Below are 26,618 nucleotides of genomic sequence, written 5' to 3' on the forward strand. Positions count from 1 at the left end.
ATATTAAATGGATGATCCCGCATGGAGATTTTAACAAAAGAAGAAGCAAAAAAAATTATAGATAAGGTTTTGGCATATTCCAAAGCGGATGAAATAAGCGTTGAGCTTTCAGGAAAACGGACAGGCAATATTCGTTTTGCGCGTAATTCTGTATCAACAAGTGCGGAAACATATAACCTTTCTTTATCGATTTCATCTGTTTTTGGTAAAAAACAGGGTACGTCAACGGTAAATGAATTTGATGATGCGTCGCTTGAAAAGGCTGTCAGACGCTCCGAAGAGGTGGCGAAACTGGCACCGGAAAATGACGAATACCTGCCAATGCCTGGTCCTCAGAAATATCTTGAGAGTAAAGGTTTTCTGGATACTACTGCAAAGATCGATCCGGTTCAGCGCGCCAGATTTGCAAAAGATAGTATCATTCCGGTTCGCGAAAATAAACTTACAGGCGCTGGTTATCTGGAAGATTCAGCAGGTTTTGAAGCACTTGGAAACAGCAAAGGTTTGTTTGCTTATAATAAAAGTACTTCGGTTGATTTTTCGATAACCGTTCGCACTGCCGATGGTTTAGGTTCCGGATATGGTTCGGGTGATTTTAACGACAGTGCTTTGATGGATACAAAAGTTGCCACCAAAGTTGCCATGCAGAAGGCAATATCTTCCAGAGGCGCGAAGGCTTTTGAGCCTGGGAAATACACAGTAATTCTGGAACCAACCGCTGCGGGTGAACTGATCTCATTCATGATCCGCGCCATGGACGCAAGGACGGCGGATGAAGGAAGAAGTTTCCTTAGTAAAAAAGGTGGTGGAACGAGAATAGGAGAGAAGCTGCTGGATGAAAGGGTTACGATATATTCAGATCCTACCGACAAAGATATTCCTGCTAAACCGTTTTCATCCGAAGGACTTCCCCTGGAAAAGGTGGTTTGGTTTGATAAAGGTGTGGTGAAAAATATGTCATATTCCCGTTATTGGGCACAAAGTAAAGGTGTTGCGCCCATTTTAGCACCGGATGGATTTATCATGGAAGGCGGTACGGCATCCCTGGAAGATTTGATCAGGGATACTGAAAAGGGAATCCTCGTGACCCGTTTCTGGTATACCCGCTGGCTTGATCCGCAAACTTTACTCTATACAGGGCTTACACGCGATGGTACTTTTTACATCGAAAACGGGCAGATCAAACATCCTGTAAAAAACTTCCGTTTCAACGAAAGTCCCATTATTATGCTCAACAATCTGGAAGCTATGGGCAAGGCTGTCAGGACCAGAGGTAATATGGTGCCACCATTGAAAATCCGTGACTTTACATTTTCAAGTCTTTCGGATGCAGTATAACTTCAGCTATCGGCAGTCGGCTTTCAGTTTTTTGGGTGAAAATATTTTCTTTCCATAAACTAAAAGTTGACTGCCGAAAGCCGAATAATTTAGTTTGAAAGCCGATTGCCGACCTCCAAGTGCCCTAATATGAACTTTATTTTTACAAAACTCCTATGCTAAGAAAACCTATTCTCTTAATCCTATTTCTCATTTCAGCAGGTATATCAGCTTCCATTGGCCAATCTGTTCCATCTCCAAAAGATCATTTTGGTTTTCAAATCGGGGATGATTACCAGCTTGCCAATTTCACGCAGACAGAAGCTTATTTTAAAAAACTAGCCGACGCGTCAGACCGTGTTGAGCTCACCAGTATCGGTTTGACTGAGGAAGGGCGAAATCAGTATATGCTGATCATATCTTCTCCTGCAAATCTGAAAAATCTTGCGAAGTACAAAGAGATATCTCAGAAACTAGCTCGTGCTGAGGGAATTACCCCGGAACAGGCGAAGGCTTTGGCTGCCGATGGAAAGGCCGTTGTCTGGATTGATGGCGGTTTACATGCTACGGAAGTTGTTGGTATTCATCAGTTGATTGAAACGGCCTATCAACTGGCAAGTCGCAAGGATGCGGAAACAAGCCGGATTCTTGACAACGTGATTATTCTAATGACGCATGCCAATCCGGATGGCCAGGAATTGGTCAGCAACTGGTATATGCGCGAAAAGGATCCTAAAAAGCGGACACTGGAATTTTTGCCAAGATTGTACCAGAAATATATTGGTCACGACAACAACCGTGATTTTTATATGATGCAAATGAAGGAATCGCAGAATATGGGTCGTCAGCTTTTTGTTGAATGGCTGCCGCAGGTGATGTACAATCACCATCAGCGCGGCCCTGCCGGATCCGTCCTGGCTGGACCTCCATACCGCGATCCGTTCAATTATGTATTTGATCCGTTGATGATTACTGGGATTGACGCATTGGGCGCAGCCATGTACAATCGTCTCAATGTTGAAAACAAACCGGGTTATACGAGATTGACCGGTTCTACTTTTTCAACCTGGTATAACGGAGGTTTGCGTACAACAACGCAGTTTCATAACATGGTCGGTTTGCTGACAGAAATTATCGGAGGACCAACGCCGGAAGATATTCCCCTGGTACCAAACCGTTTGATCCCAAACGGTGCCACACCCAACCCGGTAACACCGCAGACCTGGCATTTCAAACAATCCATTGATTATTCACTTTCATTGAATTTTTCGGTACTGGATTATGCAGCGCGTAATTATGACGATCTGCTTTTCAATATATACCACATGGGAAAAAATTCTATTGATCATGGAAATATGGATTACTGGACGCCATATCCGAAAAGAATCGATGCGATAAACGAAGCCATGAAAGCCGGGAAACCCGCTTTAACCGCAAGTACTGCTGCGCCAGCACCCAAGATTAATTATTACGATCTGATCCTGAAAGATTCCACGCTTCGGGATGCGCGGGGATATATCATTCCTTCTAACCAAACTGATTTTCCAACGGCAGTAAATTTTCTCAACGCCTTGATCAAAGCCGGAATTCAGGTTCAGAAAGCTTCTGCTGATTTCACAGTTTCGGGAAAGAAATATCCCGCCGGCTCTTATATCGTAAAATCGAACCAGGCTTTCCGTCCGCATATTCTGGATATGTTCGAGCCGCAGGATCACCCGAACGATTTTCAGTATGCCGGCGGTCCTCCGATCCGTCCTTATGATGGTGCCGGATGGACTTTGGCTTATCAAATGGGCGTTCGTTTTGATCGGATTCTAAACAACTTTTCCGGTCCATTTGTGACGTTACCTTATGGAGAATTACAGACTGTGAAAACGGTGGTTCCATCCGGTTCTGTGGCTGGTTATGAGCTTAGTCCTGCGGTTAACAATTCTTTTATTTACATCAATGACCTCCTGGCCGCCGGTCTGGAGGTTTTCCGAATTATGAATGGGAAAGATCAGGGAACATTTTTCGTGCCGGCATCTGCCAAAGCAAAATCTGTTCTGGAAAAATCTTCTGCCCAGTTAGGGACTTCGGTTAAAACAGTCGGAAAACGTCCAGCTAACCTGACAAAAGTAACTCCTGCGCGTGTAGCTCTCTGGGATAATTATGGCGGTTCTATGCCATCTGGCTGGGTTCGCTGGATCATGGAACAATATCATTTTCCTGTTCAGCTTGTGTATGCGAAAGATATTGACGCCGGTGATCTTCGTAAAAAATACGATTTAATATTGTTTGTGACCAGAGCAATTCCCGGTATCGGAAATGCCAGACCAGGTGCTGAGGAATATGTTCGGAAAGAAGCAAAAGAAAAGGAAGTGCCTTCCGAATTTCATAGTCAGATGGGAAGTTTGTCCGTGTCAAAGTCTATTCCTGCTTTGAAAAAATTTATGGAAGACGGCGGTTCTGTTTTCACAATAGGAACCAGTACAAGTCTGGCTTATCATATCGGGCTACCTGTTCGAAATGCGTTAATGGAAATGACTGCGGCAGGAGTGGAGAGGCCTTTACCAAACGACAAATATTTTATTCCTGGAAGTATTTTGCAGGTGGCAGTTGATTCGACCCAGAAGACTACCTGGGGAATGAATGCAAAAAGCGATGTTTATTTTGATGCAAGTCCGGTATTCAATCTTTCTGCCGAAGCAGTTTCCAAAGGAATGATCAAGCCATTAATGTGGTTTGATACCAACAAGCCTCTACGCAGTGGCTGGGCCTGGGGACAGGCTTATTTGCAGGATGGCGTGACGGCGTTTGAAGCCAATGTCGGTAAAGGAAAACTGATTGCTTTCGGCCCGGAAATCACTTTCCGCGCGCAATCCTATGGTACTTTCAAAGTCTTGTTTAATCAACTATACGCTACTCCTAATTGATATGATGAAAAAATATTTTCTTTTCCTGCTCAGCTTTGTGATAAGCCAGGCAGGTTTTGCTCAGGAAAAATCAAAGGCTTCGCTCGAAGAACAAGTGAGTAAAATGGCGAAACAGATTGAAGCCATGCAACACGATTTCGATCAGGTCACCAAAGGGATTGACGATCTGGATTGGCATAACAAACTAACGGATGTGGCCTTTGTAGACAAAGTGATCATCACCGGTCCGCCGCCTGCTGTCGTCAAAAATCCGACGGGACAAGGTGCGAAAAATCCGGTTCGTTTTTCAGCCTATGTCTTCATTCCTTCAAAAATCGATATCAACAAAAAGTATCCGCTTCTTGTGCTTCCGCATGGCGGCGTACATAGCAATTTCACTTCCACTTATGCCCACATTATCCGTGAATTAATTGCGCAGGAATATGTTGTTGTGGCTGCCGACTATCGTGGTAGCACAGGTTATGGTGCAGGGTTTTACCGGCAAATTGATTACGGCGGACTGGAAGTGGAGGATGTAAAAAGCAGTCGTGACTATATGATTCAAAACTATGATTTTCTTGACAAAAACCGGGTCGGAATCCTGGGTTGGAGTCATGGCGGGATGATCACACTTTTAAATATTTTTGATCACCCGGAAGATTATGCCGTTGCTTATGCAGGTGTGCCGGTAAGCGACCTTGTTGCGCGGATGGGCTACAAATCACAAAGTTATCGGGACGCGTATTCGGCTGATTATCATATTGGAAAATCGGCAGATGAAAATGTTGCGGAGTATCGCAAACGCTCTCCGGCCTGGAATGCCGAAAAGCTGAAAACACCGCTTCTGGTGCATACCAATACCAACGATGAAGATGTCAACTCGCTGGAAGTTGAACATTTGATTAAATCGTTGAAGGCCGAGGGGAAAAAGTTTGAATATGAAATTTACAAAGACATTCCCGGCGGACATACTTTTGACCGTATAGACAATTACGGAGCCAAAGAAATCCGGTTTAAGGTTTACAATTTTCTGGCTGGTTATCTAAAGCCAAACAGGAAATTCAAGGATGTAAAAGAGCTGATTCAATCCAGTTATTTTCCTCCAAAAAAGGGTTGAATTATCTAAAATTTCATTGGACTTAGTATGATCGATTTAAGAAAACTGGTTTTTCATCTTGCTGTTGCAGCTTTTGTAGTGACTGAGCCAATCTGTACCTATGCCCAACCGCGAGGTTCTGCAAGTGAAACTCCCGAAAATAAATATGTCCTGAATTACCTGCAGCGCGTGGTAGATGAAAGCGGCGCGCCAGGTGTTTCAGCGTCGGTGGCGGTTAATGGTAAAATGATTTTTTCGGGTGGTGTGGGTTATGCAGATCTTGACAATAAAGTTTTGCAGACAGGAAAAACGGTACATAATATTGGTTCGGTTTCAAAAGCGGTGGCCGTGATCGCAATCATGCAGCTGGAAGAAAAAGGCTTATTAAGTCTGGATGATGAAATTCAAAAATTCCTTCCATATTTCCCCAAAAAGCAAAAACCAATCACAGTTAAACATATTCTGACCCATACTTCCGGCATCAGACATTATGCTGCAAAAGACAATGATAATTTCGGTCTGAGCCATATGCGTCATTACGATGACTTTCAGGAGGCGACGGCTATTTTTCGTGATGATTCTCTTTTATTTACTCCCGGGGCCTACTTTTCCTATTCCTCATATGCAAGTAATTTGATGCATGGGATTGTTGAGAAAATCACCGGAATCAGTTTTGAAGAATACATGAAACGGAATATCTGGCAGCCTGCCGGGATGTTGGCAACCTGGTTTGATATTCCTTCGCGTGTTATTCCAAACCGGGGAAAGGGTTATGTCCGTGACAAAAGCGGTGTCATTGTAAATCCGGATTACGAAGATACAAGTTACAAATATGCAGGCGGCGGAATCATTGCTTCTTCTGAGGATATGGTCAAACTTGCCATAGGGCTTAACGATGGAATTTTGTTAAGACCAGCAACACTAGCCAAAATGTATACGCCCTATTTTGAAAAAAATGAAAAGTCGTTACATCCGTCAAAATCTGCCGGTATAATCCCAACCTGGCAAGGGCTCATCTGGTTTGTGGGAAAAGATCAGGCGGGCAGAAACTGGTATGGACATAGCGGAACTGTCAAAGGGACACGTTGTTTCCTATTGAATTATCCGGCCGAAGGTTTGGTCGTTGCAATACAGGCCAATATTGGGAGTGTTAAAATTGACGAATATGCGCAGCTACTTGCCCAGATGTATTTAAAAGAAGAAGTTAAAATGGATAAGAAAAAATAACCGCGTCAGGTAATAAGGTTATTAAATTAAGTTTTAATAAGCGTATTGATTTACGGACACCGAAGAAGTCAACCCAAATCGGGTTGGCTTTTTTTATGTCTAAATAGGTTCGATTTATGTGATTTAAACGAACTTTTTGTAACTGATTCTATGGCAATCAGCGTTTTTTGGAATGGAAAAAAATGGGTTTCATAAACAAATTAATATAATGCTGTACCTTTTATATAATATTTGTAATTAGTATTCGAAAATTGTAAAATTGTTTTGTTAAATTTTAATATGGTAAAATTATAATTGGTTATTTTTGATAATAGCAGTTAAAAAAGATTATAATTATTACAAGCCCTTAAATTTTGTTTATAACTCCTAAGCCATCTGATTTAATGTATAATGTAAACGAATCTGCCATACTTAAACGAATTTCCGAAGGCGACGAAAAAGCATTTTCTGAAATTTATACCCGCTTTAAACCTGAGCTTTACCGGCTGGTTTTTAATATTCTAAAATCTTCTGATCTTACCAGTGATACATGTCAGGAAGTATTTATCAAGATATGGGAAGACCGGCAAAAACTGACAGAAGTGCATTCGTTTAAAAATTACCTTCTGGTAGCAGGCAAAAATCACAGCCTGAATGTGCTTAAAAAAATTGTGTCGGACGAGAAAAGATTATCAGGTTTTATTCAGCATTATAGCGAGGCACATAATGGTATTGAAGACAAGGTTCAGTCGGATGAGTATCAGCATTTTCTTATGGCAATTATAAAAACCTTAACACCACAGAGCAAAAAAGTTTTCCAATTATGCCGTCAGCAAGGTTTGTCTTACGACGAAGCTGCGGAGGAAATGGGCGTTTCCAGAAGTCTGATTAAAAAACATATGGTCAGATCTATGAAGATCATGCGCGTGGCAGTTGAAAAAGATTTGGGTATTGCATTTGGCTTTCTTTTTTCCATTTTTGCGGATACTGCCGAGGTCGATCTTCTCCTGACATTTGCCTGAAAGCAGTATTTTTCTTTATTTTGATTTTTTGTATTTAATTCATTTCCGGGGTACCCTCATGTTGCCGGATATTGTCTTACAAGAAAGATTAATATGGAAGATCAGACTTTCCTGGACGAACTTGTAAGCCGATATTTAAGCAACGACGCCACATTGGCGGAGCTTGAAGTTTTTCTTTTTTTATTAAAAGAAGGAAAACTGGATGAAACGTTGAGTCGGATTGTCAATGCTCAAATTGCACTGGATACAGAAACAGACGACACCGAGTAGTCATCATGTCCTGCTTTTATTGAAGGTAATAATAAAAATGTCCTTCATCTTTTTTAAAGCCGGATTTCTCATAAAGTGCCTGCGCCTTCTCATTTTCGATGCCTGTCTTCAATGTGATCCACTGTGCGTCGGTTTCTTCCCCAAATTCTTTTACTTTTTCCAGTAACTTACTTGCAACGCCAAATTTTCTGAATTTTTCGGCAATGAACATGTCATTTAATGTCCATGTAGATTTTGCTTTCAATGAGGAAAACATCGGATAGAGTAAGGTAAATCCCATATACTCCTCACTCGCTTCATCTATGGCGACAAAAATCACAGCTTGATTTTTCATTAATCTTTCTTCTAAAAAAGCAGTTGATCCGACTAAATCAGATTCCTGTTCAAAATGAATCCGGTAATCATTGAATATTTCGGCTATTCGTGAAAGGTGATGGTTGGTACACTGTTGAATGAGCATGGAAGAAAAGTCAGTTTATTTATTTGCTAAAATATCCCTAAAAAGCTGAAAAGCCTTGTTTCTTTATTAAAACAACAAAAAAACCTGCCGAAAATGGGCAGGTTTTTAACTACTCGCAACCGGGATATATAAAAAATCTTAAATGGTTAAATAATTTCTCTATATAAAAGACGGCAAATAATCTTTGCCGCAAATGCTCTATAAACTCCGAGTACTATTAGTTAACGGCAATCCTGAAATTTAGTTATTCCCGGAGAGACGATTTAATCACATTTTAACGATCCTTGGGAGATTGTGGAATTTTTTTTAATCGTAGGAAAATTCTAACCGATCTTGAAGAAAAATATTGCGAAAATGTGTGGAGATACTATAAGTGAAATGAGCAATGGTAAAAAAAAATCAGTCCATTGATTACTATATGATTTACTGCATCAGTAAAAATAAAAAGGCCTCGGTATAACCAAGGCCCTTTTGCTAATTATTTAACCCAGCACTCTACATTATTAGGTAACTGTTTTAAAAGTAGAATAAATATTTTAGAAAACAAAATTCATGTAGAATATATTCCAAATTTGATTAGTAAGAATATGACAGTCAAAATTTGTAATTGTAGAAAAAGTTCAAATTTAATGTGAGGAGTTGGAAGAAAAAATCCCCGCAAGCGCAAGGATCTTTTACTAAATATTTCTCACCTCAGGTTGCCTCAGCAACCTGATTATTTCAGGCAGCACAAAAACCATGCTAGATAAATGCAATCAAAATGGGAGATTTTTTTAAATCTCTTATTATCAGTTTTTTATGAAAACAAGCGAAGTTAAAGTCCTATAAGTAGTTTGTATTATAACATTAAATTTTTTTAATGTCAATCGCAAAAGTAAGTCTATGGCCGGATGCGTGCCAATATGACTTTTCCAATGATGGACAAATGACCATAAAGAAGTGATATTACAATTCTGAATCTTGGAATTTTTATAATATATATTTCGAAAAAAAATATGAGAAGAATCCGACGTGAATTTACCGGTAGGTTACAAAACAAAAAAATCTCGGCATATGCCAAGATCATTTGTGCACTACAACACACACTATACACCACCGAAGTGATGCAGATACAAAATTATAGAATAGTTGCTACAAATGAAATAGATGATTTCTATAATTTTTCAAGAATTAATGTAAACCTTCTCTCAAACTAGATTTACTGGAACAGTAATTGCGGTAAAAACGATCATTAGGCTGATTTCAGCTCAGTAAAATTCATCAATTGCATCTGTTGCGGATACCATTTTTGTACCTAGATTATCCGTTACATTATTATAAGAATTGCATACCTTATACTTAATGAGGTGCATTTGCCAATTAAATGCAACAATCGTATGAATAATTTAGAAAAAAAGGAAAAAACAGGAAGATTAATCATTGTTGCCTATCGACTACCATTCAAAATAATTAACGAAAACGATCAGGTTCAACTTTTTCAGAATTCTGGCGGGCTGGTATCCGCGGTGCTTTCGCTGGTTCATGAGCAGGATGGATCACCGTTTAACTCAACTGAAAAAATCCAGTGGGTAGGCTTTTCGGAAAACTCTCCCGAAGAACTTGAAGGACAAACACTTGCTAATGACAGTTTCCAGGCACATCCGGTATTTATTCCTGCCGATGTCAACGAGAATTACTATGAAGGATTTTGCAATAATCTGATTTGGCCATTATGTCATTATTTTCCATCGCTCGCCAAATTTGAAGATGTATACTTTGAAAGCTACGAGATAGCAAATCGCTTATTTTTTGACAAAGTAGCAGAAATTATACAGCCGGACGATGTTGTCTGGGTTCAGGATTATCAGCTAATGCTTTTGCCGGAATTGATCCGCCAACGTTTTCCTGACAACAAAATAGGCTTCTTTTTCCATATTCCTTTCCCTTCGTTTGAACTTTTCAGAATGCTTCCGGTAAAGTGGCGCAAGTCTATTATCGAGGGAATTCTGGGAGCTGATGTGGTGGGATTTCATACCAATGACTATGTGGAATATTTTCTCAAAGCTGCCCGGATGGTTGCAGGTTATGGGAATAAATTGCATTATATTAATTTGAGCAACCGGATTGTCAAGGTAGATTCATTTCCTATCAGTATAGATTTTAAGAAATTTAATAGTGCCTACAACGAACCTGCCGTAATAACGGAAAGATTACAAGCCAGAGAATCTCTGAAAGAAAAAATTATTTTTTCAGTAGACCGTCTGGACTACTCCAAAGGAATTCTACACAGGTTACATGGTTTTCAAAGGTTTTTGGCGCAGAATCCCGACTGGCACGAAAAAGTATCCTACGTTATGGTTGTTGTGCCGTCGCGGGACAAAATTGATCAGTATCAGCAAATGAAATCTGATATTGATCAGACCGTTGGAAGGATCAATGCTGATTTTGGTAACATTAGCTGGCAACCGATCATCTATCAATACCGGTCAATGTCATATGACGAGCTTCTGGGAATGTACACAGCCAGTGACGTTGCCTTGATCACACCGGTGCGGGATGGGATGAATCTGGTGTGTAAAGAATATGTTGCGAGTCGGAAAGATGCTAAGGGTGTTTTAATTCTGAGCGAGATGGCCGGTGCTGCTGCCGAGCTTGGGGAAGCGCTGATTATCAATCCGCTCGACAATCAGGATATTGCTGACGCTATTGTACGGGCGTTTGAAATGCCGGAGTCAGAACAAACCAAACGAATGGAGGCGATGCAGACCCGGATACGGGATTATGACATTTTTGCATGGACTAATGATTTTTTTACACAAATGATTATGCTTGAACAAGAACACGAACGCCTGAGACAGGTGTTTTTAACCAATAAAGGTATTGACGCAATTAGAAAGGCTTACAGTGCCTCGTCAAACCGGATTTTGTTTTTTGATTATGACGGCACATTGGCACCAATCGTGCCTGATCCTGCAAAGGCAATAGTATCTGTTGATACAAAAAAGCTGATCATGGATCTTGCGAAAAGGGATACCGTCATTATCATCAGTGGCAGGGACAGATATTTTTTGCATGATCTTTTTCATGATCTGCCTGTCCATATCATTGCCGAACACGGTGCCCTGGTAAAAACAAAGGACAGCACCGAGTGGGTTTTAAATGAAAGTTATGAAGAAAACTGGAAGGAAAGTATACGACCGATTTTGGATATGTATGCAAAACGTTGTCCAGGGGTTTTTGTTGAAGAAAAAGAAACCTCGCTAGCCTGGCATTATCGAACTGCCGAAGATAAGGAATATGCTTTAAGAAGGGCTCAGGAATTGACCTGGCAGCTGCAAAGCTTTATCCAGCCCGAACTGAATCTGCAAATTATTGAAGGCAATAAAGTAATTGAAGTAAAAAAGACAGCTTTTAATAAAGGAACTGCGGCAAGGACGTTTGTTGAAAATGGTGATTATGATTTTATACTTGCCATCGGGGATGATACTACGGACGAGGATATGTTTGAGGCTTTACCCGAGACTTCTTACACCATAAAAATAGGGGATGACTTGTCGGCAGCAAGAAATCATATCAAAAATCAGCAGGAAGTATTTCACTTTCTGAAATTTATGGTATCTTCATCCGAAGAATAACAACCTAACTAGTTTATAAATAAGTTTCAACAGGCCACCTTTCGGGTGGCTTGTTGTCTTTATGGGGTTTTATAATTTATCCTGCTATCAGATTATCTACATTTTCCATTTTCACAAAATCACACCTGAAACCCGCAGAGCGTAACGCCGCCTGAATGCTGCGAAAATCAGGTAAGTCTGATTGCAAACTCAACAGCAGATTTTGAAAATCATAAGCCCAGTGTTTTACATTCAATTTTTTCAGGCAGTCGTGCAACCGCTGAAAAGCGACTCCATCTTTTAATTTGGCACGAAAAGAAATATTATATATTGTTTTCATTGATTTATCCTTCTCATTAAAATCCCGTAGTTTAAAATGATGATCATTTGCCCCTGCTAATTAATATTAAAGATTGCAATTATTTATAATCAATCCAAATAAAGTTGGTTAATTATTTTACGTGTAAATGTACTTTCTTTAATAGTAATAATCAAGGATGATTTATGATGAAATCGTTAACATGCCAAAATATCAACAACAATTATGCAGTGATGAAATTCATAAAAATAGAAAAGCGACATATCCCACAATGGAAAAGTGTCGCTTCTAAAATAATTTCTGTGTAACTCTTTTTTTACCTCTTCTTCTCTGTGTTACCTAAATATTTAGGCCCAGGATCTTTCCAGGAAATCAACCCAGTTTTTCCACATAATCTGTTCAATATCCTGATCTGAATATCCTCTGCTTTTAAGAATTCCCGTTATGGATTGAAGATCAGCGATCGAATCCAGGTCTCCCGGAGATTGTTCCTTTCCATAAGCACCATCCAGGTCGGAGCCAATACCAACATGTAAAGCATTTCCTGCTATTTGACAAATGTGGTCAATATGCTGTGCGATATGTTCAATTTTCAAACCCGTATTTTCAGGAGTAGATTTACCGCGTTCCCATCCCGGAATCATCATCCAGGCATCAAACGCCATTCCGATCACAGCTTTTCTGTTTAACAATTCCCTGATCATATCATCAGAAAACTGGCGGTTGTGCGGAACAATTTCACGAACCAGATTATGACTTGCCCAAACTGGTCCCTGATAAATTTCCATCGCGTCCCAAAAAGCGCTGTCACACAAATGAGTAGCATCGAGAATCATTTTCAGGCGATCCATTTCTGCCAGCAGATCTTTTCCTTTCTGTGATAAGGGCTGATCAGAATCTGTACCATAGGCATACACCCCTGGCCCATAATGCGCAGGACCAACAGCCCGAAGGCCATATTCGTAAGCGATTTCCAGATTTTTTAATGTGATGAATGAATCGGCTCCTTCAAGACTAAGAATATATCCAATCGGTAAATTTTCTGTTGATTCAGCATTTTCCCAAAGCGCAAGATGTTTTTTTAATCCTGACAAATCCGTTATCTGAACCATTTCACCCGCATCTTCCATGGCTTTATACCAGGCGACTTGCGCCTGCGTCATAGCCCAGGCCTGTGCCTGAGAATTCCATCCTGGTATTTTGCTGTCTGGTTTTACAAAACGTGCGATCTGGGTGGCAACGCACATGCCTATATTTCCTTTACGCATTTCCGGAAAACTTACAACACCCAAACCACGGTCGGGTTTGTCTGTCAGCTCTTTTTCACGGTCACGTATTGTATGTAAATCCTGGGTTAAATCCCGGTTCCATTCCACGGCATTCATGGACAGATCCAGGTGGGCATCAAATAAAAACATACCTTCTTATAAAGATTGAGTGAGTGAATTTGGAATGAGTGAATGGTGGCTCGTTCCTGGTTTTCGAAGTATATTATATTGTTAACCGGCGGTTTCTTGCTATGATCTTCCATTCGTCAATGACATCGCCGTTTTCGATTACTGACGCGTAATCGTGTAAAGCGACTGAGGGGCAAATGTGATAGGGGAGTGCATAATACACATCTCCGATTTGGATTGTTTCCCATGCTTCTTCTCCGATTTCCAGAACACCATGTTCTTCACTTTGTCCGATTACAGTATATCCGTTTAGGTTTAAAAGACGGAAACGTTTGTCGACCGGATTTTCAGCTGCAACAGCTTTATGGCCCAGGTCAATTGTGACAATACCAACAGATGGTTTTGAAACAACACGCGTTAAAATTAGTGCAGCATGTAAAAACGGCTGATCGTCAAACTGATCACCATAACCCCAGTCCCACAAAACATTGGTACCCGGACTTAAAAATACATCCGGACGTAAAGTATGTACTGTGAAAGACGGTGAGCCACCCGCTATGATCATCGGTTCTTTTTCCGTGGCTTCCCTGATCAGATCAAACAGTGGATAGACAAGTTCAAAAGCCTTGTCACTTTCAGCCTTTCGTTCCGAAAATTCGGCATTTCTGATGTGTCCGTCATAAACATGAACTCCGGAAACTTCTATGTTTGAAAGCGTATTAAGGAAGCGGTATAAAGAAAGAATGGTACCGTCGGTGGTATGTCCGGAACGGTTCATTCCATTGTTGACATCAATAAATATGGTCGAAATGAAATCCTGTGCTTCTGAAAAATCATTTAAAACCTGCGCGGTGTGTTCGTTATCAATTAAAGACGAAAATGTTACATCAGCGTATTTTTTTCGTAAAGCAAATAATCGGGAAATATTGGGCCCCACCATCTGGTAAGCGAGTAAAATCCATTTTGCTCCTGAGTCCGCCAGCATTTCAGCTTCTGCTATTGTAGCACATTTAAATTTTGTGATACCGGCATTCAATTGCAACTTTACAATTTCTGCTGTTTTGTGTGTTTTAACATGTGGTATAAGCCTGTTGACATCTCCTGCAATGTGCACCATGCTTCGGATATTGTTTTCTATTCTGTCTTTATAAAAAAGAAGAGAGGGAGAAATGACTTCTTCCGGTTTGTTGAGTAGATACCACATTTTGGATAAATATTTTATGTTAGAAAGAGGCGATTGCTGATCAGAAAAGGCCAAAGTATCAATTCAGAATAATACGATGCCGCATTTTAATCAGCAATCGCACATATCCTAATTTTCTTCCAGTTCAAACATTGCTTCAATTTCGACAGGAATATTATCCGGCAAGGTAGCCATTCCCACGGCACTTCTTACACCAATTCCATTTTCTTCGCCCCAGACTTTTGCAAATAATTCACTGCATCCGTTGATGACATATGGATGGCGTTCGAAATCACTTGTAGCATTGACCATACCCAAAATCTTGATCACACGCTTGATGCGGTCAAGGCTTCCCAGATTTGCTTTCAAAGTAGATAATATAGTCAGCCCAACCTGACGTGCAGCCAACTTGCCTTCTTCAACATCAAGATCTGCACCGATGCGGCCAATGATCAGACTGCCGTCGTCCTGAACAGTTCCATGTCCGGAAACATAAACCCAGCGATTGTCGACGATAAGATATGGTTTGTAAACGCCAAGCGGTTTTGGGGCTGGCGGTAAATTAAGTCCCAGTGCTTCAAAATTGGATTCAGGAGTCATGCAATAATTGAGATAAGATTGATAATAGCTATTGTTTTTGAAAAGATGCAAAAGTGTCCGATGTTTACTCTTACACAAACAAATTTAATACTAAAACCCCCAACAAACCCATTATTGACACAATTGTTTCCATAACCGACCAGGTCAGCAAGGTATCTTTTATACTTAGATTAAAATATTCTTTGAATAACCAGAAGCCGCCGTCATTTAAATGCGAAAACATTAAACTTCCAGATCCAATGGACAAAACGATCAGTTCCGGAGGAACAGGTGAATGAATTAGCAAAGGGGAAAGGATGCCCACCGTTGTTAATCCGGCAACCGTAGCTGAACCCACGCAAACACGGATTATGGCTGCTATGCCCCAGCTAAGTACAATCGGAGAAATATCAATACCAACCAAACCTTCGGCAATGTAGGTGCTCACTCCGCTTGCAGTCATGATTTCTTTAAAAACTCCGGCACCTGCAATGATCAAAAGAATTATTGAAACGCCTTTAAACGCTTCTTCCATTGATTTACTGATGGCTTTCATATTCAAACCGCGTTGAATGCCAAGCGTGTAAGCAGCAAAAAGTACGGAAAGCAACATACCAACATAGGGTTCTGCCAATAAAGCAATGATTTGGTTGTCAGGATATATTTTTTTGATACCTGACATGGTTGTTAATAAAAATACTGGAAGCAAAGCGGTAATGATACTAATACCCAAGCCTGGCAATTCGGCAGTTGGTCTTGGCTTGACATTGAATAAATCTGCGTCCGGTTTTGGTGTAAATCTTTTTAGCGTACTGCCAAATATAGGTCCCGCAATGGCGATTGCCGGAATAGAAACCAGCAAACCATACATCAAAGTTTTTCCTAAATCCGCATTAAGCTGACTGGCAATAGCGGCCGGAGATGGGTGAGGAGGTAAGTAACCATGAGCGACGGATAATGCCGAAAGCATCGGAATACCCACATATAATAACGGAAGCCTGGCCGTGGCACTGATCATGAAAATCAGCGGTACAACAATTACAAAACCTGCATTATAAAAAAGAGGAATACCGATCACGAATCCTGCCAGCGCCATTCCCCATTGAATATATTTTTGTCCGAAAACCCCAATGAGCGCATCTGTTATCCTTTGTGCGGCACCGCTGTCGGCGACCAGCTTTCCAAGCATGGCACCAAAACCTACAATCAATACCAGATCGCCAAGCGTGCCTCCGACACCTTTCTGAATAGCCTTACTTACCGTCACAACGTCAAGTCCGCTTGCAAGTCCTAAACCAATAGATACCAAAAGGAAAGAAATGAAAGTATCAATTTTAAGCCAGGCAATGAGCAGAATCAAAAATAAAATGGAAAGGAATGTCAGTAATAAAGGCATAGAAAGGAATTTAGGGAAATGAGGTTTTTTGATAATAAGGATGCATACTAAGAAATTTAACGATCGAACCACATTAACTTTCCGATTTATTATTTCATAGACTAAAACAAACCCAATTTGTTTATCAAAAAGAGCCTGAAAGGCTCACTATCTCAGCCCATGCGGTACGCGTGGTGACATGACGGCACGCATGGGGGACATGACGGCACGCATGGGGGCATTCGGCACACACGGGGACACGACGGCACGTCGTGAAACCGGAATATACTACTATTTACAACCCCAAAATCAACCTAAATTCCCCAGGATCACAGCGATATAAAACGAATGCAGAATATGCTTCCAAGAAGTTTGTTAGAGTGCCTAAAAATAGCGAAATTTGTCTTTTTGGAAGTTACGATATTGTAATAATCCAGTGAGTATTTGTATAAAATCGATCTCTCATTTTAAATTTTCGATTCTTTTCTAATTCTTTATGGCAGAATCTTCAGGTGAAAACATTATCCCCATTAATATTGAGGATGAAATGCGAGGAGCATACATCGATTACTCGATGTCAGTTATTATTTCCCGCGCTTTACCCGACGTTCGCGATGGTTTGAAACCGGTGCATAGACGTGTGTTGTATGGTATGTCTGATTTGGGTGTTGGTTACAATAAATCCCACAAAAAATCAGCTCGTATAGTAGGGGAGGTTTTAGGTAAGTATCACCCGCACGGTGACGCTTCGGTTTATAATACAATGGTGCGTATGGCCCAGCCATGGTCGTTGCGGTATATGTTGGTTGACGGGCAAGGTAACTTTGGTTCCGTTGATGGTGACTCTCCGGCGGCGATGCGTTACACAGAAGCAAGATTGAAACGTCTGGCTGATGAATTATTAAATGACTTAGGTAAAGATACAGTTGATTTTCAGCCAAACTTTGATGATTCTCTTGAAGAGCCAACGGTTCTTCCTGCGAAATTCCCAAACTTGCTTGTAAACGGATCTTCCGGTATTGCCGTAGGTATGGCAACCAACATGGCGCCGCACAATTTGGCGGAAGTTGTGGATGGTGTGCTCGCTTACATTGATAACAATGATATTGAGATTTCCGAGTTGATGCAACACGTCAAAGCGCCGGATTTCCCGACAGGAGGAATTATTTACGGTTACCAAGGCGTTCGTGCAGCCATGGAAACGGGCAGAGGCCGGATCATTGTGCGTGCAAAAGCATCTTTTGATGTTACAAAAACGGGCAGGGAACAGATTATCGTAACCGAAATACCGTACATGACCAATAAGGCAACCATGATTGAAGGTATTGCCGGTTTGATCAATAACAAAAAACTGGATGGTATTTCAGATATCCGTGATGAATCGGATAGAGACGGGATGCGTATTGTTTTCGATCTGAAAAAAGATGCGATTCCAAATATCGTTCTAAATCACCTTTATAAATATACTCCGCTTCAATCTTCATTCAGTGTTAATAACGTGGCGCTTGTAAAAGGCCGCCCGGTGATGCTGAACCTGAAAGATCTGATCAAACATTTCGTAGAACATCGTATCATCGTGATCACACGCCGTACGGAATACGAATTGCGCGAAGCAGAAAAAAGAGCGCATATTTTACAAGGTTTGATAATTGCGCTTGATAATCTTGATGCAGTTATTGCCCTGATCCGTAGTGCACGTGACCCGGAAATTGCGAAGAACGGTTTGATGGAGCAATTTGCTTTGAGTGAAATTCAGGCAAAAGCAATTCTCGAACTTCGTCTGCAAAGGTTGACAGGTCTTGAAAGAGATAAAATTGTTAAGGAATATGATGAGATCATGCTTATCATAAATGATTTGAAAGATATCCTTGCTAACGAATACCGTAAGTATGATATCATCAAAACAGAACTTGGTGATATTAAAGAACGTTACGGTGACGCCCGTCGCACTCAGATAGAATTTGCTGCTGAGGAATTCAGTGATGAAGATATGATCCCTGATGATGAAATGCTTATAACCATTTCCCATGAAGGTTATATCAAACGTACACCGTTGGCTGAGTACCGGACACAAACAAGGGGTGGAGTAGGTTCCCGTGGTGTGAAAACCAAGGATACTGATTTTACCGAACATTTGTTCTCCGCGACAATGCTGAACTATCTTCTGATATTTACAGAATATGGTAAGTTATTCTGGATGAAGGTATATGAAGTACCGGAAGGTAGTAAAACATCAAAAGGTCGCCCGATCCAGAATTTGATCAGCCTTGAAAATGGTGATTCAATTCGTTCGGTGATTAACGTACGTACTTTAACAAATGAGGATTATATCAACAATAATTACCTCATTATGTGTACGGAACAAGGAACGATCAAGAAAACTTTGCTTGAAGCATATTCCCGTCCGCGTACAAACGGTATCATTGCGATTTCTATCAACGAAGGTGACCGTCTTTTGGATGTTGCTCTAACAAATGGAGATAATGATATTGTCATTGCATCAAGTGCAGGACGCGCAGTTCGTTTCAATGAAAAAGGAGTGAGGCCTATGGGAAGAACGGCAGCAGGTGTTCGCGGTATTAATCTGAACGATCCTGAAAACAAGGTAATCGGAATGGTTTGTATTAATCGTGAAGATGCGCAGTTGCTGGTAGTTTCTGAAAACGGTTTTGGTAAACGCTCTTTGATTGATAGTTACAGAGTAACGAATCGGGGTGGGAAAGGAGTTTCTACCATGAACGCTACGGACAAAGTAGGTAAATTGGTTGCAATCCGCGAAGTTACAGAACAGGATGATTTGATGATCATTACCCGTAACGGTATCGCGATTCGTATGAGTGTCCTTGATATCCGTCAGGCTGGCCGTAATACGCAGGGTGTAAAACTGATCAGACTAAACAATTCGGATGAAATTACTTCTGTAACCAGAATTTTGAAAGATCCTGACGAAAAAGCATCCGAAGAGCTTGATGAAGATGGCAACGTAATCGTAAAAGAAATTAGCGAAGCGACTGATTCTCTGATTATTAGAGGTGATGACGCTGAGGAAATCGAAGACGAAATTGCGGACAGCATAGAGGACGAGGATGTAGAGGAGGATGAGGCTGAAAACGACGATTCTGAGTCGCCAGAGGCATGATTTTTGTAATATTTAGGGAAATTATTAATATTTGTATTTAGAAGTATCATTCACAACCAATCCGAGATCTATGAAAAAAATGTTTTTTGTATCTGCACTTGGCCTTCTTAGTTTCTCTGCGTTTTCGCAGGCTGCTATTGACAAGGCTTTGTTGGATAATCTTCGTAAGGAAAAAGAAAAAAGCGATAAAGGGGTATCTGATCCTAAGGCAAGTGCAAAAGCATCATTTTGGATGGACCGCGCCACAACTTACTCTTCAATAGCCAACCAAAGTTCTGAATTGGATTCGAGTGCGGCGAAAACTGCTCTTGAAGCATACAAAAAAGTTGTAGAGCTTGATCCAAAAAAAGGTAAGGATGCACAGAAATTCATTACTGGTGAAGATCCTTCGTTGTTCAATGCTTTTGTAAGACAAGGTGCTGAAAAATATCAGAACAAAAACCTGAGCGGTGCTTTGGAAATGTTCCAGTTAGCACAAACGGTAAATACGAAAGATACACTTGCAAGTTTGTACGGTGGTATTGCTGCCCAGCAGATTGATAAGAAAGAAGAAGCAAAAGTTCAGTTTGAGAAATATGTAGAAAACGGTGGAAAAGATCCAAGCGTATTTTACGGTTTAGCTCAGTTATATCGTGCCGAAAACAATTTCGACAAAGCGGTTGCTACTTTAAATAAGGGTCTTGAACGCTCACCAGGAAATAAAGATCTTAAATCTGAAGTTGTTAATATTCTTTTGGCATCTGGTAAAGAAGATCAGGCCATTGCTGAATTGACTGCTTTGACAAAATCGGATCCAACAAATGTTCAGAATATCGTGAATCTTGCGATTCTTTATGATAACATGAACAGTAAACTTGGAACCAAGATCAAAGAACTTCAGGGTAAGATGGGATCAGGTACAAGCAAATCGGCTGATCTGACTAAAAAACTTGATGGTGAAAAAGAGAAACTAGCCATTTATGATGGTGAGGTAAAAAGAGTTTCAGCTCTTTTGAAAAAGACTCCTGCGAAGCCGGATCTTAAACGTCAGTTGACAGATCTTGCTGCCAAGAAAAAAGAATCTACTGAGGCTATCGCATCATTGGAAACAGAAATCAAAACTGCACAGGAAGCTGCTAAAGGAAATGATAACTCAGCAATGGAAACTGAGCTTACCAAGTTGAAGGCTGAGAAAAAGAATGCTAACGACCAGGCTATTGCTTCTTACAAAAAAGTTTTGGAGATCGATGCTGCTAACTATGATGCTTTATATAACCTTGGTGTTTTCTATTTCAATGAAGCTGTTCAATTGAAAAGCGAAGTTGATAACATGAACATGACAGAATATCAACAGCGTGGTAAAGAAGTTGAAGGTCGCGTTTGCGGTCGCTTCAAAAAAGCAAAGCCATATTTCGAAAAAGCGATCCAGGTTAAAGATGAAGCTGAGGCAAAAGATAACTTAGCAACAGTTAATAACGTTCTGGAACAATTCGCAGGCAAAGGAGTAGCTTGTACAGAAGAATAAGAACTAAATACTGTAAGATTGAGAAGACACCTGTAAATAGGTGTCTTCTTTTTTGTGATATATTATATTTAACATAATATAAATTATACAACAAATCAGTATTTAATTTTAGGCTTTGAGAATTGATTATAACAAGCTATGGGTCGGTTGAATTTATTCGTTCAAATCTAAGGAGCTTGAAAACAGATTTTTAGAAGAGTACTTAGCTGTGAATCAAATTATTAATAAGCTAAATCGACTTTAATTTTTTACTGAAATAAAAATGAATCCTTACGAAAAAATCCGGTTTGCCAGATATTGTAGTTATTTAGGTGGAAAATGTTTGTAAACATCGCCGCGCGTCATAATTGTTATTAGAATTATATCAGGTTTAAGATATTCCAGACCTAATCTGTATTGTCCAATTCGAATTCTGTAATAGTTATTTTCTTTTTTGCCAGCCATTTTTTTGCAGTCAACATTTGCGTCTTCTAACGTTTCTGCTTCTTCAAGTATCTGTATGACATCAAATACTGATTGCTGAATATTTTTTGGTATTGTTAATAAAGCTTTCTTAAACTTTGATTTATATCTTACTTCCATCCCATTTCAGATTTCAGTTTTGAAATGGGATAACTCGGTTCATCCTTCTCAGCTTCCATTAGTTCAGTTAAGTAATAATCTTCGAGTTCCTCATTTTCAATAAGAACCAGGATCTTCTCCATTTCATCATCACTCCAGTTGCCTCTTTGTTTTTTGACAGAAAATAATGTCGGCTGCATACCAATTTTCTCAGCCAGAAAGGAATTTTTATAACCTGATTTATTGATCAGGTTGCCCATGTTTTTTTTGAGCTCTTTGTAGTTTTGAATTACCTCTATCATATCGTTTTTTTATATAACAAATAACATAATATAAATATACGAAAAAGTTTATATTACAATACATTTCCGTTTACGTTGTCTTTCATATAACCCTGGTACCTAAAATACCTGATTGCTTAATTTATTCTCTTAAAATCATAGTATGTTTGTGTGAGGCTCAATTTTAGATTATGAATATCCTGGTAGTTGAAGATGAGGAAAGATTAGCAGTTTTGGTAAAACAGGGACTGGAAGAAAATGGTTATGCTGCCACTTTGGCCTTTGACGGGCTTATTGGCAAACATCTTGCGTTGAAAAACGACTATGATCTTATTATAATGGACATAGTCCTACCCTACATTAATGGTATTGATTTATGTAAAGAAGTTCGGGCCGTAAAACCGGACATTCCTATTTTGATGCTTACCGCCCTTGGGACCACAAATGATAAGGTGGAAGCCTTTGATGCCGGGGCTGATGATTATCTTGTTAAGCCTTTTGATTTCAGGGAGTTGCAGGTAAGGATTCGTGCTTTGACAAAACGTAATGGTTTTACGGTTAACCGGCATAACTATATTTTAAAGTACGCAGATCTGGAACTGAATGATCAGACGAAGATTGTAAAGCGCTCCGGAACCGAGATTATTCTGACACCCAAAGAATTTAAGTTGCTCGAATACATGATGCAAAATAATGAACGCGTTTTATCAAGAGCAGAAATTGCAGATAAGGTTTGGAACACTCATTTTGATACGGGAACTAATTTTATCGACGTTTACATAAATTATCTTAGAAAGAAGATTGACAAGAATTTTGATCAAAAACTGATTCATACCAAATCCGGTATGGGTTTTATTTTAAGAAGCGGAGAATTATAATATCCTGAAAATTTCAACAATGATTATTGCAGCAGCCCAGACCGTTCCGACAAGAAATAATATTAATCAAAACCTGGAAGACCATTACAGACTGATCAATCTGGCTGCGGATTATGGTGCCAAACTTATTCTTTTTCCGGAAATGTCAATTTCAGGTTATGAACGGGAATTGGCCGAAAGTCATGCGTTCACTGAGAATGATTTAAGATTAGATGCATTGAAGGAGCTGGCAAAAACACGAAACATTATCATCGTAGCCGGTGCTCCCCTCCGTATTGATTCCGGATTGTTTATAAGCGCATTTATTTTTTATCCGGATGGGCGTGAGAAAGTTTATACAAAACAGTATTTGCATGACGGGGAAGAAATTTATTTTTCACCAGGTACCGATGACAATCTCCAGATAAATTTGGAAGATGAATCCTTTTCAATTGCAATTTGTGCTGATATTACAAATCCGGCACATGCCGTTAAAGCGGCTTCGCTGAATAGTTCAGTTTATTTGGCTAGTATTTTTTACACGCCGAATGGTATTTTGGAAGGCTATAAGGATTTGCAAGGTTATGCAAGCGAACTGTCAATGAGTGTTTTAATGTCAAATTTTGGAGGTCCGTCTTATGAAATGGAATCCGCCGGAAAAAGTGCCTTCTGGGATAACTCAGGAAATTTGGCAGGTAGTTTTGAAGGTGAGGGAGAAGGTTTGCTGATTGTCCGCAGAAATGAAAAATCATGGTCATCCGAGGTTGTTAAAACTGCGGGCTTATGAAAATCCGCACCAAACTAAGCGTACTATTCACTGTACTCACAGCTGCAATTTTACTGGTTTTTGCATCTCTGGTTTATTATTCCGCCTATCAAAACCGGGAAAACGAATTTTTTAAAAGGCTTCATCAGGAAACCATTACCAAAGCGAATCTCTTCTTCGCCGCAAAAGTGGATGCACATACCTTGCAGACCATTTACAAAAATAATATGGAAACCATCAATGAGGTGCAGGTGGCCATTTATGATACAAATTCGAATTTGCTATATCACGATGCGGCCGATATTGATGCGGTAAAAGAAACCAGGCAAATGATGAAAACGATCATGAACCATAAGTACATCCGTTTTTACCAGGGAGACTGGCAAGCGGTAGGTTTACTTTTTACTTTCGATAACAATAAATACATTATCACCGCTTCTGCTTATGATAAATATGGTTACAGCAAGCTTCGCTATTTAAGAGAAACTATTTTGTTCATGTTTATTTGTTCGATTCTGGTTATTTACGCCGCAGGAAGATTTTTTTCAAAAAGAGCTTTGCAACCGGTTACTGAAATTGTAGATAAGGTGAAAAACATTACGGCCTCAAATCTGGATTTACGCCTTGATAACGCGGGAGGAAAAGACGAACTTGCCGAGTTGGCATCTACTTTCAACGGTGTTTTAGACCGGATTGAAAATTCATTTGAAGCGCAAAAACAGTTTGTATCCAATATTTCACATGAGGTGAGAACACCCTTGGCGGTGCTTACCGCTGAGTTGGAATTATCAACGTATAAAGAACGGAGTGTTGCTGAATATAAAAAAGTTATAACCAATACTTTAATTGACGCACGTAGATTATCCAAACTTTCTGACAGTCTTCTGGATTTTGCCAAGGCCAGTTATGATCCATCCGAAATCAGTTTTAAAGAGGTTAGGATAGACGAGATTTTATTAGATGCAAGGCAAAAAGTACAGAAGGAGAATCCTGGCTATCAGATTGACATTCATTACGAAAGAGAGTTTGAAACCGATAGTGAAATATCAGTTGTAGGGAATGAGTATTTATTAAATGTAGCGTTTGCAAATTTATTGGAGAACGGAGGGAAGTTTTCTAAAAATCCCGAAACAACAGTTGAAATAATTTTCAAGGAAGAAAAAATTATTTTAATGTTTTCAGATAATGGAATTGGTATATCTAAAGAAGATTTAAAATTAATTTTCACTCCTTTTTTTAGAGGAAATAATAAAAAATTTGCGGAAGGAAATGGTGTTGGCCTCTCCCTCACCCAAAAGATTATTGCCTTACATAAAGGTACTATCCTGGTCTCATCGGAAATTGACAAAGGAACAATTTTCACGATAGAACTCCCCCACTTGTAGCTGACAATTCTGTCGTTTCCTCCCTTCTACTCTATTTTTAGTATGTAATTTTTGTCTCTAATGTTTTTCTAATTTTTTTCTATAAGTTCTCTAACGGTTGTTGTCATAAGGAAATTGCAATTTTGGTGTCATACTCGCAATTAACAAGAAGGCAATGCATTTCAAAGGGATTTTAATCACAGCCATCGTTACATTGTTTTGGATTTTTGAACCGGCTCATGCCCAGACAAAATACAGTTTGCAGCAAGCATTACAAACTGCCAAAACAAATAACCCGAACTTGAAAAGGGAACAATTTAATGTAAATATTGCTGAAACAGATATAGTTACGGCAAATTTACGGCCGAATCCTGTTTTAAATAATCAGTCTTTGCAACTGATCAAACAGTCGAAATTTCCGGATAATACCAGCTGGGCTAATCATCTGAACCGGCAGGTTTGGTGGCAGGTTACGAAGCCATTTCAAATGCCTGAACTGAGACGTAACAAAATTGAGTACGCCAATCAGAATGTAATCCTGAACCAGAAAGCATACGCAGAAACGGAGCGTAATTTGTTTCAGGATGTAGCCAATAAGTGGCTTGACGTTTGGTCCGCCCGCAAGCAGCTTGATATTTTGAATATTGCAAAAAGCAATATTGACACGTTGGTTAATACGAACAGAGTTCGATTAAAAAACCAGGTGATCACAACAACGGATCTTGCAAGAACCGAGCTTTTGGCAAATCAGTATAATGTTCAGATGCGAACAGCTGATCAGAATTATAAGAATGAACTTGTCAATCTGAAATTCCTTCTGGGGATTGCGGATGAGATCAGCGTTGATACCACAGACAATTTCCAGTTTGCATTTCCATCCAATATGGATGATCTGTTGCAGGATGCCTTACAATCGCGGAGCGATATCCAGACTTTGAAATCTACAATTAAAGTTGCTAACTCCAATATTAAATTGCAGAAATCAATGGCCCTGCCCGTTCCTGAACTGGGAGCGATTTTTAACCCTCAAAATGGAGCGCCTTATGCCGGTATTTATGGTACGATTGCAATTCCATTGTTTTCAAGAAATCAGGGAGAAATTAAAAAATCGCATGTATTAAAACAACAGGCAGAACAGGATTTGATTGCTACACAGTCACTTATACAAAGTGAGATCACAACCTCATACAGCAGCTACCAGACACAGAAGCAAAATCTTCAAAACTTTACGAGTTTGCTGGGGCAGTCGCAAACGATTTTGAATAATGTGAAATATAGCTATTTACATGGAGGAACAACCATTATTGATTTTCTGGAAGCACAAAGAAGTTGGCTTGATACGCAACAGCAATACTACGAAACCTTACAACTATACCGTCAGAGCTATATCAAACTCTTGTACGCATCTGGCATAATCAATCAAATAGCGCAATAA

21 protein-coding genes are annotated in these 26,618 nt (G+C 39.8%); 13 read left to right on the top strand and 8 right to left on the bottom strand.

Annotation, left to right across the window (positions count from 1 at the left end; translation table 11 throughout):
• Positions 1 to 21 precede the first annotated feature (21 nt).
• The 6 genes from LXL81_RS06690 to LXL81_RS06715 all read left to right on the top strand — a co-directional run bounded on the left by LXL81_RS06690 (position 22) and on the right by LXL81_RS06715 (position 7,805).
• Complete coding sequence (locus LXL81_RS06690) at positions 22 to 1,338, top strand: TldD/PmbA family protein (RefSeq protein ID WP_234645950.1); 1,317 nt, start codon at positions 22 to 24, stop codon at positions 1,336 to 1,338.
• A 155-nt stretch (positions 1,339 to 1,493) separates the two neighbouring features.
• Positions 1,494 to 4,232: a M14 metallopeptidase family protein gene (locus LXL81_RS06695; RefSeq protein ID WP_234645951.1), complete on the top strand. Its 2,739-nt coding sequence runs from the start codon at positions 1,494 to 1,496 to the stop codon at positions 4,230 to 4,232.
• Position 4,233: 1 nt separating this feature from the next.
• A complete protein-coding gene (locus LXL81_RS06700) occupies positions 4,234 to 5,328 on the top strand; it encodes a S9 family peptidase (RefSeq protein WP_234645952.1) in 1,095 nt (364 codons plus the stop codon).
• Between the two features lie 27 nt (positions 5,329 to 5,355).
• Positions 5,356 to 6,534 carry a serine hydrolase gene (locus LXL81_RS06705; protein ID WP_234645953.1) on the top strand — a complete coding sequence of 393 codons (1,179 nt, stop codon included), beginning with the start codon at positions 5,356 to 5,358 and terminating at the stop codon, positions 6,532 to 6,534.
• A 383-nt stretch (positions 6,535 to 6,917) separates the two neighbouring features.
• Positions 6,918 to 7,535 carry an RNA polymerase sigma factor gene (locus LXL81_RS06710; RefSeq protein WP_234645954.1) on the top strand — a complete coding sequence of 206 codons (618 nt, stop codon included), beginning with the start codon at positions 6,918 to 6,920 and terminating at the stop codon, positions 7,533 to 7,535.
• Positions 7,536 to 7,628: 93 nt separating this feature from the next.
• Complete coding sequence (locus LXL81_RS06715) at positions 7,629 to 7,805, top strand: hypothetical protein (protein ID WP_234645955.1); 177 nt, start codon at positions 7,629 to 7,631, stop codon at positions 7,803 to 7,805.
• Between the two features lie 16 nt (positions 7,806 to 7,821).
• Here the strand turns inward: LXL81_RS06715 and LXL81_RS06720 are convergent, their stop codons facing one another.
• Positions 7,822 to 8,265 (bottom strand): N-acetyltransferase, encoded by a 444-nt coding sequence (locus tag LXL81_RS06720; protein WP_234645956.1) that lies wholly within the window; start codon positions 8,263 to 8,265, stop codon positions 7,822 to 7,824.
• Between the two features lie 1,376 nt (positions 8,266 to 9,641).
• Between LXL81_RS06720 and LXL81_RS06725 the strand changes: the two genes are divergently transcribed.
• Positions 9,642 to 11,879 (top strand): bifunctional alpha,alpha-trehalose-phosphate synthase (UDP-forming)/trehalose-phosphatase, encoded by a 2,238-nt coding sequence (locus LXL81_RS06725; protein WP_234645957.1) that lies wholly within the window; start codon positions 9,642 to 9,644, stop codon positions 11,877 to 11,879.
• 76 nt (positions 11,880 to 11,955) lie between these two features.
• On the opposite strand, the gene LXL81_RS06730 is transcribed toward LXL81_RS06725, so the two are convergent.
• The 5 genes from LXL81_RS06730 to LXL81_RS06750 form a co-directional block, all read right to left on the bottom strand.
• Positions 11,956 to 12,198 (bottom strand): hypothetical protein, encoded by a 243-nt coding sequence (locus LXL81_RS06730; protein ID WP_234645958.1) that lies wholly within the window; start codon positions 12,196 to 12,198, stop codon positions 11,956 to 11,958.
• 326 nt (positions 12,199 to 12,524) lie between these two features.
• Positions 12,525 to 13,595, bottom strand: a complete 1,071-nt coding sequence (locus LXL81_RS06735; protein WP_234645959.1) for a dipeptidase — start codon at positions 13,593 to 13,595, stop codon at positions 12,525 to 12,527.
• Positions 13,596 to 13,668: 73 nt separating this feature from the next.
• Positions 13,669 to 14,778, bottom strand: coding sequence for a D-TA family PLP-dependent enzyme (locus LXL81_RS06740; RefSeq protein WP_234645960.1), 1,110 nt, complete (start codon positions 14,776 to 14,778; stop codon positions 13,669 to 13,671).
• A gap of 108 nt (positions 14,779 to 14,886) precedes the next feature.
• Complete coding sequence (locus LXL81_RS06745) at positions 14,887 to 15,357, bottom strand: RidA family protein (RefSeq protein ID WP_234645961.1); 471 nt, start codon at positions 15,355 to 15,357, stop codon at positions 14,887 to 14,889.
• A 70-nt stretch (positions 15,358 to 15,427) separates the two neighbouring features.
• Complete coding sequence (locus LXL81_RS06750) at positions 15,428 to 16,732, bottom strand: gluconate:H+ symporter (protein WP_234645962.1); 1,305 nt, start codon at positions 16,730 to 16,732, stop codon at positions 15,428 to 15,430.
• A gap of 475 nt (positions 16,733 to 17,207) precedes the next feature.
• On the opposite strand from LXL81_RS06750, the gene gyrA reads away from it, so the two are divergent.
• Complete coding sequence (gyrA, locus tag LXL81_RS06755; protein ID WP_234645963.1) at positions 17,208 to 19,850, top strand: DNA gyrase subunit A; 2,643 nt, start codon at positions 17,208 to 17,210, stop codon at positions 19,848 to 19,850.
• 70 nt (positions 19,851 to 19,920) lie between these two features.
• A complete protein-coding gene (locus LXL81_RS06760; protein ID WP_234645964.1) occupies positions 19,921 to 21,354 on the top strand; it encodes a tetratricopeptide repeat protein in 1,434 nt (477 codons plus the stop codon).
• A gap of 303 nt (positions 21,355 to 21,657) precedes the next feature.
• Here LXL81_RS06760 and LXL81_RS06765 read toward each other — a convergent pair whose 3' ends face one another.
• Together LXL81_RS06765 and LXL81_RS06770 are read right to left on the bottom strand one after the other, a co-directional pair.
• Positions 21,658 to 21,936, bottom strand: coding sequence for a type II toxin-antitoxin system RelE/ParE family toxin (locus tag LXL81_RS06765; RefSeq protein ID WP_234645965.1), 279 nt, complete (start codon positions 21,934 to 21,936; stop codon positions 21,658 to 21,660).
• On the bottom strand, positions 21,927 to 22,217 hold the full coding sequence (locus LXL81_RS06770; protein WP_234645966.1) for a hypothetical protein: 291 nt from the start codon (positions 22,215 to 22,217) through the stop codon (positions 21,927 to 21,929). The genes LXL81_RS06765 and LXL81_RS06770 overlap by 10 nt, the downstream gene beginning before the upstream one ends.
• A gap of 170 nt (positions 22,218 to 22,387) precedes the next feature.
• Between LXL81_RS06770 and LXL81_RS06775 the strand changes: the two genes are divergently transcribed.
• The 4 genes from LXL81_RS06775 to LXL81_RS06790 all read left to right on the top strand — a co-directional run bounded on the left by LXL81_RS06775 (position 22,388) and on the right by LXL81_RS06790 (position 26,618).
• A complete protein-coding gene (locus LXL81_RS06775) occupies positions 22,388 to 23,074 on the top strand; it encodes a response regulator transcription factor (protein ID WP_234645967.1) in 687 nt (228 codons plus the stop codon).
• A gap of 19 nt (positions 23,075 to 23,093) precedes the next feature.
• The gene (locus tag LXL81_RS06780) at positions 23,094 to 23,840 is read left to right on the top strand and encodes a carbon-nitrogen hydrolase family protein (protein ID WP_234645968.1); all 747 of its coding nucleotides are present in this window, start codon (positions 23,094 to 23,096) and stop codon (positions 23,838 to 23,840) included.
• Positions 23,837 to 25,204 (top strand): HAMP domain-containing sensor histidine kinase, encoded by a 1,368-nt coding sequence (locus LXL81_RS06785; RefSeq protein ID WP_234645969.1) that lies wholly within the window; start codon positions 23,837 to 23,839, stop codon positions 25,202 to 25,204. Before LXL81_RS06780 ends, LXL81_RS06785 begins: the two co-directional genes overlap by 4 nt.
• Positions 25,205 to 25,358: 154 nt before the next feature.
• Positions 25,359 to 26,618: a TolC family protein gene (locus LXL81_RS06790; protein ID WP_234645970.1), complete on the top strand. Its 1,260-nt coding sequence runs from the start codon at positions 25,359 to 25,361 to the stop codon at positions 26,616 to 26,618.

Origin of the sequence: Dyadobacter sp. CY356 (genome assembly GCF_021440195.1) — a bacterium.
Classification (GTDB): Bacteria; Bacteroidota; Bacteroidia; order Cytophagales; family Spirosomataceae; genus Dyadobacter.

What these genes read in the sequence shown, in the direction of transcription:
- LXL81_RS06735 (WP_234645959.1), bottom strand. Translation starts at nt 13,595, where the DNA reads ATGTTTTTATTTGATGCCCACCTGGATCTGTCCATGAATGCCGTGGAA.
- LXL81_RS06770 (WP_234645966.1), bottom strand. Translation starts at nt 22,217, where the DNA reads ATGATAGAGGTAATTCAAAACTACAAAGAGCTCAAAAAAAACATGGGC.
- LXL81_RS06780 (WP_234645968.1), top strand. Translation starts at nt 23,094, where the DNA reads ATGATTATTGCAGCAGCCCAGACCGTTCCGACAAGAAATAATATTAAT.
- LXL81_RS06775 (WP_234645967.1), top strand. Translation starts at nt 22,388, where the DNA reads ATGAATATCCTGGTAGTTGAAGATGAGGAAAGATTAGCAGTTTTGGTA.
- LXL81_RS06745 (WP_234645961.1), bottom strand. Translation starts at nt 15,357, where the DNA reads ATGACTCCTGAATCCAATTTTGAAGCACTGGGACTTAATTTACCGCCA.
- LXL81_RS06740 (WP_234645960.1), bottom strand. Translation starts at nt 14,778, where the DNA reads ATGTGGTATCTACTCAACAAACCGGAAGAAGTCATTTCTCCCTCTCTT.
- LXL81_RS06785 (WP_234645969.1), top strand. Translation starts at nt 23,837, where the DNA reads ATGAAAATCCGCACCAAACTAAGCGTACTATTCACTGTACTCACAGCT.
- LXL81_RS06700 (WP_234645952.1), top strand. Translation starts at nt 4,234, where the DNA reads ATGATGAAAAAATATTTTCTTTTCCTGCTCAGCTTTGTGATAAGCCAG.
- gyrA (WP_234645963.1), top strand. Translation starts at nt 17,208, where the DNA reads ATGGCAGAATCTTCAGGTGAAAACATTATCCCCATTAATATTGAGGAT.
- LXL81_RS06790 (WP_234645970.1), top strand. Translation starts at nt 25,359, where the DNA reads ATGCATTTCAAAGGGATTTTAATCACAGCCATCGTTACATTGTTTTGG.
- LXL81_RS06715 (WP_234645955.1), top strand. Translation starts at nt 7,629, where the DNA reads ATGGAAGATCAGACTTTCCTGGACGAACTTGTAAGCCGATATTTAAGC.
- LXL81_RS06765 (WP_234645965.1), bottom strand. Translation starts at nt 21,936, where the DNA reads ATGGAAGTAAGATATAAATCAAAGTTTAAGAAAGCTTTATTAACAATA.
- LXL81_RS06720 (WP_234645956.1), bottom strand. Translation starts at nt 8,265, where the DNA reads ATGCTCATTCAACAGTGTACCAACCATCACCTTTCACGAATAGCCGAA.
- LXL81_RS06725 (WP_234645957.1), top strand. Translation starts at nt 9,642, where the DNA reads ATGAATAATTTAGAAAAAAAGGAAAAAACAGGAAGATTAATCATTGTT.
- LXL81_RS06705 (WP_234645953.1), top strand. Translation starts at nt 5,356, where the DNA reads ATGATCGATTTAAGAAAACTGGTTTTTCATCTTGCTGTTGCAGCTTTT.
- LXL81_RS06695 (WP_234645951.1), top strand. Translation starts at nt 1,494, where the DNA reads ATGCTAAGAAAACCTATTCTCTTAATCCTATTTCTCATTTCAGCAGGT.
- LXL81_RS06730 (WP_234645958.1), bottom strand. Translation starts at nt 12,198, where the DNA reads ATGAAAACAATATATAATATTTCTTTTCGTGCCAAATTAAAAGATGGA.
- LXL81_RS06750 (WP_234645962.1), bottom strand. Translation starts at nt 16,732, where the DNA reads ATGCCTTTATTACTGACATTCCTTTCCATTTTATTTTTGATTCTGCTC.
- LXL81_RS06760 (WP_234645964.1), top strand. Translation starts at nt 19,921, where the DNA reads ATGAAAAAAATGTTTTTTGTATCTGCACTTGGCCTTCTTAGTTTCTCT.
- LXL81_RS06710 (WP_234645954.1), top strand. Translation starts at nt 6,918, where the DNA reads ATGTATAATGTAAACGAATCTGCCATACTTAAACGAATTTCCGAAGGC.
- LXL81_RS06690 (WP_234645950.1), top strand. Translation starts at nt 22, where the DNA reads ATGGAGATTTTAACAAAAGAAGAAGCAAAAAAAATTATAGATAAGGTT.